12 protein-coding genes are annotated in these 15,340 nt (G+C 72.2%); 8 read left to right on the top strand and 4 right to left on the bottom strand.

From position 1 onward, the window contains the following. Positions 1 to 444: 444 nt before the first annotated feature. Entirely contained in the window at positions 445 to 2,214 is a 1,770-nt protein-coding gene (locus QT196_RS25355; RefSeq protein ID WP_266733882.1) for a biotin carboxylase N-terminal domain-containing protein, read from the top strand. A gap of 78 nt (positions 2,215 to 2,292) precedes the next feature. On the opposite strand, the gene QT196_RS25350 is transcribed toward QT196_RS25355, so the two are convergent. After that, positions 2,293 to 3,477 (bottom strand): alpha/beta hydrolase-fold protein, encoded by a 1,185-nt coding sequence (locus tag QT196_RS25350; protein ID WP_266733883.1) that lies wholly within the window; start codon positions 3,475 to 3,477, stop codon positions 2,293 to 2,295. Between the two features lie 430 nt (positions 3,478 to 3,907). Between QT196_RS25350 and QT196_RS25345 the strand changes: the two genes are divergently transcribed. Then, positions 3,908 to 4,462, top strand: a complete 555-nt coding sequence (locus tag QT196_RS25345; RefSeq protein WP_168483970.1) for a TetR/AcrR family transcriptional regulator — start codon at positions 3,908 to 3,910, stop codon at positions 4,460 to 4,462. 63 nt (positions 4,463 to 4,525) lie between these two features. Here QT196_RS25345 and QT196_RS25340 read toward each other — a convergent pair whose 3' ends face one another. Continuing rightward, positions 4,526 to 5,512 (bottom strand): DeoR/GlpR family DNA-binding transcription regulator, encoded by a 987-nt coding sequence (locus QT196_RS25340; protein ID WP_168481113.1) that lies wholly within the window; start codon positions 5,510 to 5,512, stop codon positions 4,526 to 4,528. Positions 5,513 to 5,800: 288 nt separating this feature from the next. Beyond that, a complete protein-coding gene (locus QT196_RS25335; protein WP_266733884.1) occupies positions 5,801 to 7,387 on the bottom strand; it encodes an NAD(P)H-quinone dehydrogenase in 1,587 nt (528 codons plus the stop codon). On the opposite strand from QT196_RS25335, the gene QT196_RS25330 reads away from it, so the two are divergent. From QT196_RS25330 to QT196_RS25320, 3 genes are all read left to right on the top strand, one after another. Further along, positions 7,386 to 7,823 (top strand): gamma-glutamylcyclotransferase, encoded by a 438-nt coding sequence (locus QT196_RS25330; RefSeq protein ID WP_168481111.1) that lies wholly within the window; start codon positions 7,386 to 7,388, stop codon positions 7,821 to 7,823. The genes QT196_RS25335 and QT196_RS25330 overlap by 2 nt on opposite strands. Positions 7,824 to 7,979: 156 nt before the next feature. Further along, positions 7,980 to 8,801, top strand: coding sequence for a purine-nucleoside phosphorylase (locus tag QT196_RS25325; protein WP_042147790.1), 822 nt, complete (start codon positions 7,980 to 7,982; stop codon positions 8,799 to 8,801). Between the two features lie 287 nt (positions 8,802 to 9,088). Then, on the top strand, positions 9,089 to 10,768 hold the full coding sequence (locus tag QT196_RS25320; protein ID WP_290355758.1) for a phospho-sugar mutase: 1,680 nt from the start codon (positions 9,089 to 9,091) through the stop codon (positions 10,766 to 10,768). A 356-nt stretch (positions 10,769 to 11,124) separates the two neighbouring features. Here the strand turns inward: QT196_RS25320 and QT196_RS25315 are convergent, their stop codons facing one another. Next, positions 11,125 to 11,748, bottom strand: a complete 624-nt coding sequence (locus QT196_RS25315) for a PH domain-containing protein (protein WP_168481109.1) — start codon at positions 11,746 to 11,748, stop codon at positions 11,125 to 11,127. Positions 11,749 to 11,962: 214 nt separating this feature from the next. Between QT196_RS25315 and deoC the strand changes: the two genes are divergently transcribed. The 3 genes from deoC to QT196_RS25300 are packed head-to-tail and all read left to right on the top strand — an operon-like array spanning position 11,963 to position 15,258. Beyond that, a complete protein-coding gene (gene deoC, locus QT196_RS25310) occupies positions 11,963 to 12,958 on the top strand; it encodes a deoxyribose-phosphate aldolase (RefSeq protein ID WP_211117605.1) in 996 nt (331 codons plus the stop codon). Between the two features lie 7 nt (positions 12,959 to 12,965). Then, positions 12,966 to 14,396, top strand: a complete 1,431-nt coding sequence (locus QT196_RS25305) for an aldehyde dehydrogenase family protein (protein ID WP_168481108.1) — start codon at positions 12,966 to 12,968, stop codon at positions 14,394 to 14,396. Beyond that, positions 14,389 to 15,258: an aldehyde dehydrogenase family protein gene (locus QT196_RS25300; RefSeq protein WP_211117415.1), complete on the top strand. Its 870-nt coding sequence runs from the start codon at positions 14,389 to 14,391 to the stop codon at positions 15,256 to 15,258. The genes QT196_RS25305 and QT196_RS25300 overlap by 8 nt, the downstream gene beginning before the upstream one ends. Positions 15,259 to 15,340 lie beyond the last annotated feature (82 nt).

Raw genomic sequence — 15,340 nt, 5'->3', positions numbered from 1 at the left:
CACTCCGGTTACCCATCGGTACCGGAAGACATCGGGCACGCTACTGGGGGTCCCCCCTGCTCGTGAAGAGCTTGGGGGAGGGTAATAGCTGGGGCAAGGGTTGTGCACGGGTCGGTGTGGACGACTGCGGGCAAGAGGGCGACGGCGCGCCGACGGACGGAGCCGACCGCAAAGTTTCCTTCGCCCATTCGTAGGGACTCCACAAAGAATTGACGATCCGCTGGACGCCCGAAGTTCGAGACCTAGGCCACACCAGGCCCCGGGCCGGAGCCCAGGAATCCGGGCCTACCCTGGGATACCAGGGGACTTAGGTTCCTCACTGGCGCCCCGAACACACTCCGTGTGGGCAAGCTCACCCCAGGGAACGGGTCGGCACGCGGTGTCGCCAGTCCCTAAAATCGCGGCATCCAATAGATGCGGCGAAGCGCCAAGGAAGGACCCATCGTGCGCAAGGTGCTCATCGCCAACCGTGGCGAAATCGCTGTTCGCGTTGCCCGTGCTTGCCGGGACGCGGGGATCGGCAGCGTAGCCGTCTACGCCGACCCCGACCGGGACGCGCTGCACGTACGCGCGGCAGACGAGGCATACGCCTTGGGCGGTGACACTCCTGCCACCAGTTACCTGGACATCGCCAAGGTCCTGGCTGCCGCTGCCGATTCGGGCGCGGACGCCATCCACCCCGGGTACGGCTTCCTGTCGGAGAACGCCGAGTTCGCGCAGGCCGTCCTGGACGCCGGGCTGACGTGGATCGGCCCGCCCCCGCAGGCCATCCGTGACCTCGGCGACAAGGTCGCCGCCCGGCACATCGCCCAGCGCGCCGGTGCGCCGCTGGTCGCCGGCACGCCCGACCCGGTCTCCGGCTCGGACGAGGTCGTGGCCTTCGCCAAGGAGCACGGCCTGCCCATCGCGATCAAGGCGGCCTTCGGTGGCGGCGGCCGCGGTCTGAAGGTGGCCCGGACGCTCGAAGAGGTTCCGGAGCTGTATGACTCCGCGGTGCGCGAGGCGGTGGCCGCGTTCGGCCGCGGCGAGTGCTTCGTCGAGCGCTACCTGGACCGTCCGCGGCATGTCGAGACCCAGTGCCTGGCCGACAAGCACGGCAATGTGGTCGTGGTCTCGACCCGTGACTGTTCGCTCCAGCGCCGCCACCAGAAGCTGGTGGAGGAGGCCCCGGCCCCGTTCCTGACGGAGGAGCAGAACGCCGAGCTGTACCGCGCGTCCAAGGCCATCCTCAAGGAGGCCAACTACGAGGGCGCCGGCACCTGCGAGTTCCTCGTCGGCCAGGACGGCACGATCTCCTTCCTGGAGGTCAACACCCGGCTCCAGGTCGAGCACCCGGTCACCGAGGAGGTCACCGGCCTGGACCTGGTCCGGGAGATGTTCCGGATCGCCGACGGCGAGAAGCTCGGCTACGACGACCCGGCGGTCCGCGGCCACTCCTTCGAGTTCCGGATCAACGGCGAGGACCCGGGCCGCAACTTCCTCCCGGCCCCCGGCTCGGTCACGCGGTTCGACGCGCCGTCCGGCCCCGGTGTCCGTCTGGACGCGGGCGTGGAGTCCGGCAGCGTCATCGGCCCGGCCTGGGACTCGCTGCTGGCCAAGCTGATCGTCACCGGCGCCACGCGTCAGCAGGCCCTCCAGCGCGCCGCGCGGGCGCTGGCGGAGTTCACCGTCGAGGGCATGGCCACCGCCATCCCCTTCCACCGCACGGTCGTCCAGGACCTGGCGTTCGCCCCCGAACTCACCGGCTCCAGCGACCCGTTCACGGTCCACACCCGCTGGATCGAGACCGAGTTCGTCAACGAGATCCCCCCGTTCGCCGCACCCGGCGCGGACGAGGGCGAGGCCGACAGCCGCGAGACGGTCGTCGTCGAGGTCGGCGGCAAGCGCCTGGAGGTCTCGCTGCCGTCCTCGCTGGGCATGCCGCTGGCCCGGGCCGCGGTCGCGGGCGGTGCCAAGCCGAAGCGGAAGGCCGCCAAGAAGTCCGGCAGCGCCGCCTCCGGCGACGCGCTCGCCTCCCCGATGCAGGGCACCATCGTCAAGGTCGCCGTCGAGGAGGGCCAGCAGGTCACCGAGGGTGAGCTGGTGGTCGTCCTGGAGGCCATGAAGATGGAGCAGCCGCTCAACGCGCACCGCTCCGGCACCATCAAGGGCCTGACCGCCGAGGTCGGCGCTGCGCTCACGTCCGGCGCGGTGATCTGCGAGATCAAGGACTGACCCGACGGCGTTCCGCCAGACGGACGAGGGGCTCCCGGCAACTGCCGCCGGGAGCCCCTCGTGTCCGTTCCGGAGCGCCTACGAGTTCCCCACCACGTCCTCCGGGAAGGTCAGCGACCGGTCCATCCAGTTCAGCGCCTCGGGCAGTTCACGCCGCCAGGTGGCGAAGTTGTGGCTGCCGTGCGGGAGGACGACGGAGGTCGCCGTCATCGGCGGCTTGACCGCGGCGAGGAACGCCTGGGCCGCCGGGTAGTTCTTCTCGCCGCTGCGGCTGGTGCCCACCAGGACGTCCACCCGCGGCACGGGCAGATGCCGCAGCCGCCACATCAGATCGTGCTCCTGGCGGCGGCGCACCCGGTCCCGCCCCTCGCCGAAGAGGTTGCCGGTCGTGGGGTCGTTGCTGACCTTGTAGTCGGGCGACAGGGCGGCCGCCGCGGAGTACGTACGGTCGTGCCGCATGGCGAGCTGGAGGGCGCAGCTGCCGCCCGAGGAGTAGCCCAGCAGGCCCCAGGCGCCGGGGTCGTGGCCGACGCGGTAGTGCGACCGGAGCGCGTCCGGCACATCGCGGGCGATGAACGTCTCGGCCTGCGGTCCGCCCGGCACATCGACGCACTGGGTGTCGCGGGGCGGGGCGATGGTGGGCCGCAGCATCACGATGACGGTCGGCTTCATCCGCCCGGCCCGGATCAGCCGCCCGGCGGTCTGCGGCAGCCGCAGATGCTGGCCGAGCAGGAAGGTGCCGCCGGGGTAGCCGCTGAGCGCGACGACGACGGGGAACCGCTGACGGTCGTACTGCGGCTGGAAGTACTGCGGCGGCAGATAGACATACGCCGGATTCACCACCCGGGTCCGCTTCCCGACGATCCGTACGGTCTCGACCTTCCCGGCCTGCTCCGGCGCCCCCTTCGGCAGACCGTGCACCTTGTCCAGCCCCTCCGGCCCCGAGGGCTGCACCAGGCCCTTCGACGGGTCGCCGACGGGCCCGGCCGCCCCCTGGTCGCCCCATTTGCCGACGGCGGCCGGGGCGTCGTCGTAGAGGCCGAGCAGCTCGTGCCACGACCCGTAGAACTGGAAGTTGGCGTTCACCACGAGGCCGAGCGCCGCCACGATGGCCAGCTGGGTCGCGAAGATCGAGCCGAGCCGCCCCAGCAGCGCCCGCGGCCCGCGCCCAGCGAACCGCGGCCACAGCCAGAGCGTGAGGCCCACACAGACCACGGCGACCGCGGCCACGGCGTACAACAGCGATCGGCTGGTCAGTCCCATGACGTCTTCCCCAGATGTCCCGCGCCGCGCCCGCTTCCCCGGCGGCCCCCACGGCGTCCTCCCCGGTCCTCCGGAAGACCCCGGAAGACCTCATTGCGCCTGGTTTGATGGCGCTTGCCGCCCCGGCGTTGCGGGGCCGCCGAGGTGTTCGGCCGCGTGCCCACCGGGGGATGCCGGGACTTCATCCCCGGTCTGCCGTACGGCCACCGGACGGGGGCGGCGGAGGCGTTCCGGCCATACGGAGGGGCAGTCCGGAAAGCCGTGCCCACCGCACCGGGACAGCGGCCGACGACGCAATGGCATCCTGGACCCACCGGGCCGCACATGGCCGGGTCGAGGGAGGACGGCGATGGCGACCGAGACGGCAGGGCAGCCGCAGACGACGGACCCGGCGGCGACCGCACCGGCGCGGACGCCTGAGGTACGCCCCATGCGGGCCGATGCCCGCCGCAATTACGAGCGGCTGCTGACCGAGGCCCGTACGGCCTTCACCGAGCACGGCACGGACACCTCACTGGAGGACATCGCCCGCCGCGCCGGCGTCGGCATCGGCACCCTCTACCGCCACTTCCCCAACCGGACCGCCCTGATGGGCGCGGTCTTCCAGGGCGAGGTGGACGCCCTGCTGACGCACGCCAGGGCACTGGCCGACGCGCCGCAGCCGTGCGCCGCGCTGGTCGAATGGCTGCGCGCGATCATCACCCACGCCACCACCTACCGCGGGCTGTCCCGCGCGCTGATGACGGCATCGGCCGACGACAGCTCGGGCATGGCCCGGTGCAGCGTGCCGATGCGGGAGGCCGGCGGTGCACTGCTGACGCGGGCCCAGCAGGCCGGGGCCGTACGCCCGGATGTGAGCATCAGCGATCTGATGCAGCTGACCAACGGCATCGCGCTGGCCGTCGAGGAATCCCCGGCCGACCCCAAGCTCGCCGACCGGCTGCTGACGCTCACGCTGCGCGGGCTGAAGGGGGACCACCACTGAGCTGCGGTCCCCGGCGCCGGGGAGGCGCGCCACGGTGGCGCGCCCCCGACGTCTGCGGACAGCTCAGCGCCGCCGTGGTGCCAGATCGGCGACCCGGCCGCCGGAGGCCTCACTCAGGGACGGGGCCGAGCGGAGCTGTGGACCACCGGCCCCGCCGCCCGGCGCATGGCTGCGCCGCTGGCCCGGGAGCGGGACGTCCCGCCGGGGTCCTCTGCGGTCCCCCGGCGCACCGTCCCGCCCTGGCTGCCCCGGCCCGTGACCCACGCCCGAGCCGTTGGCGACGGCGATCTGGACGCCCTGATCGGCCAGCGCCTGGAGTTCCGTGGCGGCGCGGTCGTCATGGCCCGGCGGCTCGTCCGTGACCAGCCGTGTGATCACATCCGTGGGCACGGTCTGGAACATGGTGTCGGAGCCGAGCTTGGTGTGGTCGGCGAGCACCACCACCTCCCCCGCCGCCTGCACCAGCGCCCGGTCGACGCTGGCGGAGAGCATGTTGGACGTGGACAGACCGCGCTCGGCGGTCAGCCCGCTGCCCGACAGGAAGGCGCGGGAGACCCGCAGGCCCTGGAGGGACTGTTCGGCACCGCTGCCGACCAGCGCGTAGTTGGAGCCGCGCAGGGTGCCGCCGGTCATCACGACCTCGACGCGGTTGGCATGGGCCAACGCCTGGGCGACCAGCAGGGAGTTGGTGACGACGGTCAGGCCGGGGACCCGCGCGAGCCGGCGGGCCAGCTCCTGCGTGGTCGTTCCCGCGCCGACGACGATGGCCTCGCCCTCTTCGACGAAGCCGGCCGCGAGATCGGCGATGGCCGTCTTCTCCGCGGTCGCTAGATGGGACTTCTGTGGGAATCCTGATTCGCGGGTAAAGCCTCCCGGCAGGACCGCACCGCCGTGCCGGCGGTCGAGCAGTCCCTCTGCCTCCAGCGCCCGCACGTCCCGCCGTACGGTTACTTCGGAGGTCTGGACGACGCGGGCGAGCTCCCGGAGCGATACGGCTCCATTGGCGCGCACCATTTCAAGGATCAATTGGCGACGTTCTGCAGCGAACACGAAACTGACAGTAACGCCAACGACCGTCTGTTTTCAGCAGGTTGCACCAATTAACGGAAGTTGTGCGCACCGCGGAGCGTGACGTGGTATGCGGTATGCATATGTCGTGCGGATGTCGAACTGCCGGGCGGGACGAGGCGCTTGACCCCTGGTCAGTCGCCTTGCCGGGGCCCGCGGCGGCCGGGACCGGAGCGGCCCGGTCCCGGTCCGATGCAGGGACGTTTCATTCCCAGTACGCACGGCGGGCACGAACATTCGAATCGGCCGCCGCCCGTCCGGCACCCCCGGTTACTCGCTGGCGGCCTTGCGCGTGTGCAGCTGGCGGGCGACCTCGGCGATCGATCCGGACAGCGACGGGTAGACCGTGAAGGCGTTGGCGATCTGCTCGACGGTCAGATTGTTGTCGACCGCGATCGAGATGGGATGGATCAGCTCACTGGCGCGCGGGGAGACGACCACACCGCCCACGACGATGCCGGTGCCGGGGCGGCAGAACAGCTTCACGAAGCCGTCGCGGATGCCCTGCATCTTGGCGCGCGGGTTGCGCAGCAGCGGCAGCTTGACGACCCGGGCGTCGATCCGGCCGCTGTCGACGTCGGCCTGGGAGTAACCGACAGTGGCGATCTCCGGGTCGGTGAAGACGTTGGCGGAGACCGTCTTGAGGTTCAGCGGGGTGACCGCGTCACCGAGGAAGTGGTACATCGCGATCCGGCCCTGCATCGCGGCGACGGACGCCAGCGCGAAGACGCCGGTGCAGTCACCGGCCGCATACACGCCCTGGGCGCTGGTGCGGGAGACCTTGTCGGTCCAGATGTGGCCGGAGTCCGTGAGCTTGACGCCGGCCGCTTCCAGGCCGATGCCGTCGCTGTTGGGGATGGAGCCGACCGCCATCAGGCAGTGCGTACCGGAGATCATGCGGCCGTCGGCCAGGGTGACCTCGACGCGGTCGCCGACCCGTTTGGCGGACTGGGCCCGGGAGCGCGACATGACGTTCATGCCGCGGCGGCGGAAGACGTCCTCCAGGACGGCGGCGGCGTCCGGGTCCTCGCCCGGCAGCACGCGGTCACGGGAGGAGACGAGGGTGACGCGGGAGCCGAGCGCCTGGTAGGCACCGGCGAACTCGGCGCCGGTCACACCGGAGCCGACCACGATCAGCTCTTCGGGCAGCTCGTCGAGGTCGTAGACCTGCGTCCAGTTCAGGATCCGCTCGCCGTCGGGGAGCGCGTCCGGGATCTCGCGGGGGTGCGCGCCGGTGGCGATCAGCACCGCGTCCGCGATCAGGCCCTCCGAGGTACCGTCGGCGGCGGTGACCGTCACCTTGCGGGAACCGTCCGGCGCCTGGCCCGGCTCCAGCCGGCCGCGGCCGCGCATGACCCGGCCGCCGGCACGGGTCACGGACGCGGTGATGTCATGCGACTGGGCGAGCGCGAGCCGCTTGACGCGTCGGTTGACCTTGCCGAGGTCGACGCCGACGACCCGGGCGGGCCGGTCCACGTGCGGAGTGTCGTCCTCGACGATGATGCCGAGCTCCTCGTAGGAGGAGTCGAAGGTGGTCATCACCTCGGCCGTGGCGATCAGAGTCTTCGACGGCACGCAGTCGGTCAGCACCGACGCCCCGCCCAGACCGTCGCAGTCGACGACGGTCACCTCCGCGCCGAGAGAAGCCGCCACCAGGGCCGCTTCGTAGCCGCCGGGCCCACCACCGATGATCACGATCCGAGTCACGTACTCCATTGTCCCGCACGCCCGTACGTCACTCTCGCCCGGGGGCGCCCTCCGCCTCTGACGAGCACCGGAGCGGGCCGCACCGGGTCTCCCGTCCGGACCTCGGGTACCACGAGCCCGACGGGCAACCTCCCGTACCCTCGGAACCATGTCGCTCTACGCCGCGTACGCCGGCAACCTCGACGCGCGGCTGATGTCCCGCCGCGCACCGCACTCGCCGCTGCGCGGCACCGGCTGGCTCAGCGGCTGGCGGCTCACCTTCGGCGGCGAGCAGATGGGCTGGGAGGGCGCGCTGGCGACGGTCGTCGAATCCCCCGGCTCCCAGCTCTTCGTCGCGCTCTACGACATCGCGCCCATGGACGAGGAGTCCATGGACCGCTGGGAGGGCGTCGGCATGGACATCTACCGCCGGATGCGGGTGCGGGTGCACACCCTCGAAGGCGACGAGGCGGCGTGGATCTTTGTCCTCAACGGCTATGAGGGCGGTCTGCCGTCGGCCCGCTATCTGGGCGAGATCGCGGACGCCGCGGAGTCGGCGGGCGCGCCGCACGACTATGTGATGGAGCTGCGCAAGCGGCCCTGCTGACGGGCGGCACCGCGCCGGCCGGGGCGGGCACGCCGCCGTACGGGTGCCGCGACGCGCCCGGGAACCTGCTTTTGGCAGATGCCACAACGATCCGATCCCAGCACCGTGAGCAGCGACATCTACGCGCGTAGGGCATTACCGGCTACCCTCGTCCGCGTGAACGCATCTGTTACTCCGGACATCGCGCGCGACCCCCAGGGTGCCGCCGCCGACGCCGCCGCCCGTCTGCGTGAGCTGACCGGCGCCGAGACCCATGACGTCGCCCTCGTGATGGGCTCCGGCTGGGCCCCGGCCGCCGAGGCCCTGGGCGCGCCCGAGCACGAATTCCCCGTCACCGAGCTGCCCGGCTTCCCGGCACCGGCCGTCGCCGGGCACGGCGGCAAGATCCGCTCGTACCAGGTCGGCGCGAAGCGGGCGCTGGTCTTCCTGGGCCGTACCCACTACTACGAAGGCCGCGGGGTCGCCGCGGTCGCGCACGGCGTCCGCACCGCCGCCGCGGCCGGCTGCAAGACCATCGTGCTCACCAACGGGTGCGGCGGTCTGCGCGAGGGCATGCGCCCCGGCCAGCCGGTCCTCATCAGCGACCACCTCAACCTGACCGCCACCTCCCCGATCGTCGGCGCGAACTTCGTCGACCTGACGGACCTGTACTCGCCGCGGCTGCGCGCGCTGTGCAAGGAGGTCGACCCGAGCCTGGAGGAGGGCGTCTACGCCCAGTTCCCCGGCCCGCACTACGAGACCCCGGCCGAGATCAAGATGATCCGGACCCTGGGCGCCGACCTGGTCGGGATGTCCACCGTCCTGGAGGCCATCGCGGCGCGCGAGGCCGGCGCCGAGGTGCTCGGGCTGTCGCTGGTGACGAACCTCGCCGCCGGCATGACGGGCGAGCCGCTCAACCACGAAGAGGTGCTGCAGGCCGGCCGCGACTCCGCGACCCGGATGGGCAGCCTGCTCGCCCAGGTGCTCGGCAAGCTCTGAGCCACCGCGGCGCCACGGCGCCGCACCGGACGACGACGGCTGACGGCCACGGCGGGTGCCCCACCCGCCGGGCCGCCCCGTCGGCACCGCACCGGGCCCGCCGCCTGCCCGCCGGTCCACCCCACCGCGCGGCGCGGCCCTCCCCCGCGCGCTGCCATCCAGTGGCAATGGCCGGTTTCGCGGCTCCCCGTACCCGCGTACCGGGTATGCGTGACGAGCCGAGAGGGCCCTGCCTCCTCAGCTGTCCTCAGCGCGCCCCCACCCGCATCCACCGTCAGGAGCATCACGTGGCTACCGATCCCGCGGAGCTGACCCACCGGGCCCAGGCATGGCTGGCCGAGGACCCCGACCCGGAGACCCGGGACGAGCTCGCCAAGCTCATCGCAGCCGAGGACACCGACGAGCTGGCCGCCCGGTTCGCCGGCACCCTCCAGTTCGGCACCGCCGGGCTGCGCGGTGAACTGGGCGCGGGCCCGATGCGGATGAACCGCTCCGTGGTCATCCGGGCCGCGGCCGGCCTCGCCGCGTACCTCAAGGCGCAGGGCGACGGCTCGGGCCTGGTGGTCATCGGCTACGACGCCCGCCACAAGAGCGCCGACTTCGCCCGTGACACGGCGGCCGTGATGGTCGGCGCGGGCCTGCGCGCGGCGGTGCTGCCGCGCCCGCTGCCCACCCCGGTCCTGGCCTTCGCGATAAGGCACCTGGGCGCGGTGGCCGGGGTCGAGGTCACCGCCAGCCACAACCCGCCGCGCGACAACGGCTACAAGGTCTACCTGGGCGACGGCTCCCAGATCGTGCCGCCCGCGGACGGCGAGATCGCCGCCGAGATCGCCGCGGTCCGCGCGCTCGCCGACGTCCCGCGCCCGGAGGCCGGCTGGGAAACCCTCGACGAGACGGTCCTGGCCGCCTATCTGGCGCGTACGGACGCGGTGCTGACACCCGGCTCCCCCCGGGACACGAAGGTCGTCTACACGCCCATGCACGGCGTCGGCCGGGACACCCTCGTCGCCGCCTTCGCACGGGCCGGATTCCCGGCGCCGACGGTCGTCGCGGAACAGGCCGAGCCGGACCCGGACTTCCCGACGGTCGCCTTCCCCAACCCGGAGGAGCCGGGCGCGATGGACCTCGCGTTCGCCACCGCCCGGGCGGCGGGCGCGGACATCGACATCGTGATCGCCAACGACCCCGACGCGGACCGCTGCGCCGTCGCCGTCCCCGACCCGGGCACGCCGGACGGCTGGCGGATGCTGCGCGGCGACGAGGTCGGCGCGCTGCTCGCCGCCCACCTGGTGCGCAAGCGGGCGGCCGGCACGTTCGCGACGACCATCGTCTCCTCCCAGCTGCTGTCCCGTATCGCGGCCGCCGCCTCGCTCCCGTACGAGGAGACGCTGACCGGCTTCAAGTGGCTGGCCCGGGTGGACGGTCTGCGGTACGCCTTCGAGGAGGCGCTCGGCTACTGCGTCGACCCGGCGGGCGTCCGCGACAAGGACGGCATCACCGCGGCCCTGCTGATCACCGAGCTGGCCGCGGAACTCAAGCAGTCCGGGCGCACCCTCGGCGACCTGCTCGACGACCTCGCGCTGGAACACGGGCTGCACGCCACCGACCAGCTCTCGGTCCGCGTCGAGGACCTGTCGCTGATCGCCGACGCCATGCGCAGGCTGCGCGAGCAGCCGCCGACCGCGCTGGCGGGCCTGACCGTGACCCGCGCCGACGACCTGGCGCAGGGCACGGAGACGCTGCCGCCGACCGACGGGCTGCGCTACTACCTGTCCGGTTCACCGGCGGCCGGCATCGAGGCCGCCCGCGTGGTGGTCCGCCCCAGCGGCACCGAGCCCAAGCTCAAGTGCTACCTGGAGGTCGTGGTCCCGGTGTCCGCACCCCAGGCGCTGCCCGAGGCCCGCACGAAGGCCGTCACGGCGCTGGAGTCGATCAAGCGAGATCTGGCGGAGGCGGCGGGGATCTGAGGGGGTGGGGGGCGCCTTACGGCCCTGGGGCCGTTCGTCCGGGGGCGGGCGTGGATTGCCTCTCCTGGACCGCCCCGCCTGAAGGGGCCTGGTGCACCCTCCCGTACCCGCCACCCCCAGCGGGCCCTGAACCACCACTCCCGTACCCGCCCACCCCCCGAAGGGGGGTGGGCGGCGGGGAAACAACAACACCGGGGTGGGCGGCGGGGAAACAACCCTGGGGCGCGCCCCCGAACCCCGCCCCCCTGGACCCGAGGCAGTTCGCCCCCTGGGCCCACAGCAACTACAGCCCCACCACTACAGCCAGGCCCCGGGCCGTAACAGCCCAGCGCTACGGCGCGACCCCGGCGGCGCAGCTACACCGCCACCATCACCACCAGCCCCACCGCCCCCACCACCAGCGGGGCGAGGACCGCGTACGACCAGCGCACCGCCGGTTCGCCCTGGGCGTTCTCGCGGTGGGTGGCGCGCTCCTTGATCTCGCGCAGCTCGTCGAGGGTCTGGTCGGCCATGGCGCGCGGCACCGGACCGGCGTCGGCGTCGAGCCCGAACCGGGGGCGGGGCGCGGAGCCCCGGGCCGCCTGGCGGCTGACCTTCTTGCGCTGCCGCAGCGAGACCGGGATGGCCCACAGCTGGTACTTGCCGCCGCTGGTGAACACCTCGGCGGAGAACGCCGCCCGCAGGTCCTCCACCGCGCCCCACGGCAGCGTGATCGTACGGAACGGGTTACGCACCGTCAGCCGGTCCTCGCCCGCCCTGACCAGCGGCCGCAGGGTGAAGGCGACCACCAGCGGCACCCCGAGGAGCAGCGCGAACAGCGCCGTCAGCTTGGTGCGCAGGTCGCCCCGCAGCAGGGCGTCGCCGCCGAGCCAGAGTCCGAGCAGGAGGAGCAGCGCGCCGCCGACGAGGGCCGCGGGCGAGCGGTAGCTGCGCTCCGCGTACTGCTGTTGGGGCGGGGAGGTCCGGTCCTGGCTCGTCATGGGGCCGATTCTGCCCGACCGTCCGGATGCCGGACATTGCGTTACGGCATCATTCGGGCGCGGGGTGCGGCCACCTCCGGGCCCCGGTGGCGGCCTCCTGCGCCGCCCGTCACCGGGCACGTTGCCGGAATCGGCGCGGCCCGGCCCGGCCGGATTCGGTCGGCTGAGGGGGATGACATGGTGCTACGCGCGTAGATATGCTCCCCTCGTGACCATGCCCATCACTGTTCCCGCATACGGCAAGGAAGCCGCGGGGCGTCTGGCGTCAATGGCGGACGTGACCGCCGACGACGGTGCGCTGCGCCGCTTCCTCCACGGCCTCCCCGGCGTCGACGCGGTCGGCCTCGAAGCCCGCGCCGCCGGCCTCGGCACCCGCTCGATCAAGACGACGGCGAAGGCGTACGCCATCGATCTCGCCATCTCGATGATCGACCTGACGACCCTCGAAGGCGCGGACACCCCGGGCAAGGTCCGGGCGCTGTGCGCCAAGGGCGTCCACCCCGACCCCACCGACCGCACCAGCCCCAAGGTCGCGGCGATCTGTGTCTACCCGGACATGGTCGCGACGGCCAAGGAGGCGCTCGGCGACTCCGGCATCCATGTCGCGTCCGTCGCCACCGCCTTCCCCGCGGGCCGCGCCGCGCTGCCGGTCAAGCTCGCCGACACCCGTGACGCGGTCGCGGCCGGCGCCGACGAGATCGACATGGTGATCGACCGGGGCGCCTTCCTCTCCGGCCGGTATATGGACGTCTTCGAGGAGATCAAGGCCGTCAAGGAGGCGTGCGTCCGGCCGGACGGCACAGCGGCGCACCTCAAGGTCATCTTCGAGACCGGTGAGCTCCAGACGTACGACAACGTGCGCCGGGTCTCCTGGCTGGCGATGCTCGCGGGCGCCGACTTCATCAAGACCTCGACCGGCAAGGTCGCCGTCAACGCCACCCCGCCGGTCACCCTCCTGATGCTGGAGGCGGTCCGGGACTTCCACGCCGCGACCGGCGTGCAGGTCGGGGTGAAGCCGGCCGGCGGCATCCGGACGACCAAGGACGCGATCAAGTACCTGGTCATGGTCAACGAGACGCTCGGCGAGCCCTGGCTGACCGCCGACTGGTTCCGCTTCGGCGCCTCCAGCCTCCTGAACGACCTGCTGATGCAGCGCCAGAAGCTCAGCACCGGCCGCTACTCCGGCCCCGACTACGTCACGGTGGACTGAGGCTCCCATGACCTTCGATTACGCACCCGCACCCGAGTCCCGCTCCGTCGTCGACATCGCGCCGTCCTACGGCCTGTTCATCGACGGCGAGTTCGCCCCGGCCTCCGACGGCAAGGTCTTCAAGACCGTCTCCCCGTCGTCGGAGGAGGTCCTCTCCGAGGTCGCCCAGGCCACCGGCGACGACGTCGACCGCGCCGTGACGGCCGCCCGTAAGGCCTTCGAGAAGTGGTCCGCGCTGCCCGGCGCCGAGCGCGCCAAGTACCTCTTCCGGATCGCCCGGCTCATCCAGGAGCGCTCGCGCGAGCTGGCCGTGCTGGAGTCGCTGGACAACGGCAAGCCGATCCGGGAGTCCCGGGACGCCGATCTGCCGCTGGTCGCCGCGCACTTCTTCTACTACGCGGGCTGGGCCGACAAGCTCGACCACGCGGGCTACGGCGCGAACCCCCGCCCCCTGGGCGTCGCCGGCCAGGTCATCCCGTGGAACTTCCCGCTGCTGATGCTCGCCTGGAAGATCGCCCCGGCGCTGGCGACCGGCAACACGGTCGTCCTCAAGCCCGCCGAGACGACCCCGCTGTCCGCCCTGTTCTTCGCGGACATCTGCCGCCAGGCGGGCCTGCCGAAGGGTGTCGTCAACATCCTGACGGGAGACGGTTCCACGGGCGCCGCGCTGGTCGCGCACCCGGACGTCAACAAGGTCGCCTTCACCGGCTCCACCGACGTCGGCAAGGCCATCGCCCGTACGGTCGCCGGCACCGACAAGAAGGTGACCCTGGAGCTGGGCGGCAAGGCGGCGAACATCGTCTTCGACGACGCCCCGCTCGACCAGGCCGTCGAGGGCATCGTCAACGGCATCTTCTTCAACCAGGGCCACGTCTGCTGCGCGGGCTCCCGTCTGCTGGTCCAGGAGTCCGTCCAGGACGAGCTGCTGGACGCCCTCAAGCGCCGGATGCGGACCCTGCGGGTGGGCGACCCGCTCGACAAGAACACCGACATCGGCGCCATCAACTCCGCCGAGCAGCTGGCCCGGATCACGTCGCTGGCCGACGCGGGCGAGGCTGAAGGCGCCGAGCGCTGGTCGCCGTCCTGTGAACTCCCCACCTCGGGCTACTGGTTCGCCCCGACGCTGTTCACCGGCGTCACCCAGGCGCACCGCATCGCCCGCGAGGAGATCTTCGGCCCGGTGCTGTCCGTGCTGACCTTCCGCACCCCGGCCGAGGCCGTGGAGAAGGCCAACAACACCCCCTACGGGCTCTCCGCCGGCATCTGGACGGAGAAGGGCTCGCGGATGCTGTGGATGGCGAACAAGCTCCGCGCGGGCATCATCTGGTCCAACACGTTCAACAAGTTCGACCCGGCGTCGCCCTTCGGCGGCTACCAGGAGTCGGGCTACGGCCGCGAGGGCGGCCGGCACGGTCTGGAGGCGTACCTCAATGTCTGAGCTGACTGGCCGACTCTCCGTCTTCAAGACCTACAAGCTGTACGTCGGGGGCAAGTTCCCCCGGTCCGAGAGCGGGCGGGTGTACGAGGTGACCGACTCCAAGGGCACATGGCTCGCCAACGCGCCCCTGGCCTCCCGTAAGGACGCCCGGGACGCGGTGGTCGCCGCCCGTAAGGCGTTCGGCGGCTGGTCCGGCGCCACGGCCTACAACCGCGGCCAGATCCTCTACCGCGTCGCCGAGATGCTGGAGGGCCGCCGCGACCAGTTCACCGCCGAGGTCGCCGCGGCCGAGGGGCTGTCGAAGGCGAAGGCCGCGGCGCAGGTGGACGCGGCGATCGACCGCTGGGTCTGGTACGCGGGCTGGTCCGACAAGGTCGCCCAGATCGCCGGCGGCACCAACCCGGTGGCGGGCCCGTACTTCAACGTCTCCGCCCCGGAGCCGACCGGTGTGGTCGCGGTCCTGGCCCCGCAGGAGTCGTCGTTCCTCGGCCTGGTCTCGGTGATCGCCCCGGCGATCGTCACCGGCAACACGGTGGTCGTGGCGGCCGCCGAGAACGCCCCGCTGCCCGCCCTCTCCCTGGCCGAGGTGCTCGCCACCTCCGACCTCCCGGGCGGCGTGGTCAACATCCTCTCCGGCCGCACCGCGGAACTGTCCGCCCCGCTCGCCGCCCACCAGGACGTCAACGCCCTCGACCTGGCGGGCGCAAACGACGAGCTGGCGAAGGACCTGGAGACGGCCGCGGCCGACAACCTCAAGCGCGTCCTGCGCCCGGCCCCGGTCAACTGGACCGCCGACCCCGGCACCGGCCGCCTGCTGGCCTTCCTGGAGACGAAGACGGTCTGGCATCCCATGGGGGTGTAGGGCTGCTGCGGCGCCCGGACGGCGTCACGGAACGACGGTGCGGGGCCTCGCCTATGTGGCGGGGCCCCGCACTGTTGTGGTG

It is taken from the genome of Streptomyces sp. P9-2B-2 (genome assembly GCF_030406865.1).
GTDB classification, from domain to species: Bacteria; Actinomycetota; Actinomycetes; order Streptomycetales; family Streptomycetaceae; genus Streptomyces; species Streptomyces platensis.
This window is presented reverse-complemented; position numbering and strand designations above follow the sequence as displayed.

Coding starts and splice junctions, on each gene's coding strand:
- QT196_RS25300 (WP_211117415.1), top strand. CDS start 14,389: ATGTCTGAGCTGACTGGCCGACTCTCCGTCTTCAAGACCTACAAGCTG.
- QT196_RS25305 (WP_168481108.1), top strand. CDS start 12,966: ATGACCTTCGATTACGCACCCGCACCCGAGTCCCGCTCCGTCGTCGAC.
- deoC (WP_211117605.1), top strand. CDS start 11,963: ATGCCCATCACTGTTCCCGCATACGGCAAGGAAGCCGCGGGGCGTCTG.
- QT196_RS25350 (WP_266733883.1), bottom strand. CDS start 3,477: ATGGGACTGACCAGCCGATCGCTGTTGTACGCCGTGGCCGCGGTCGCC.
- QT196_RS25345 (WP_168483970.1), top strand. CDS start 3,908: ATGCGGGCCGATGCCCGCCGCAATTACGAGCGGCTGCTGACCGAGGCC.
- QT196_RS25335 (WP_266733884.1), bottom strand. CDS start 7,387: ATGGTTCCGAGGGTACGGGAGGTTGCCCGTCGGGCTCGTGGTACCCGA.
- QT196_RS25315 (WP_168481109.1), bottom strand. CDS start 11,748: ATGACGAGCCAGGACCGGACCTCCCCGCCCCAACAGCAGTACGCGGAG.
- QT196_RS25330 (WP_168481111.1), top strand. CDS start 7,386: ATGTCGCTCTACGCCGCGTACGCCGGCAACCTCGACGCGCGGCTGATG.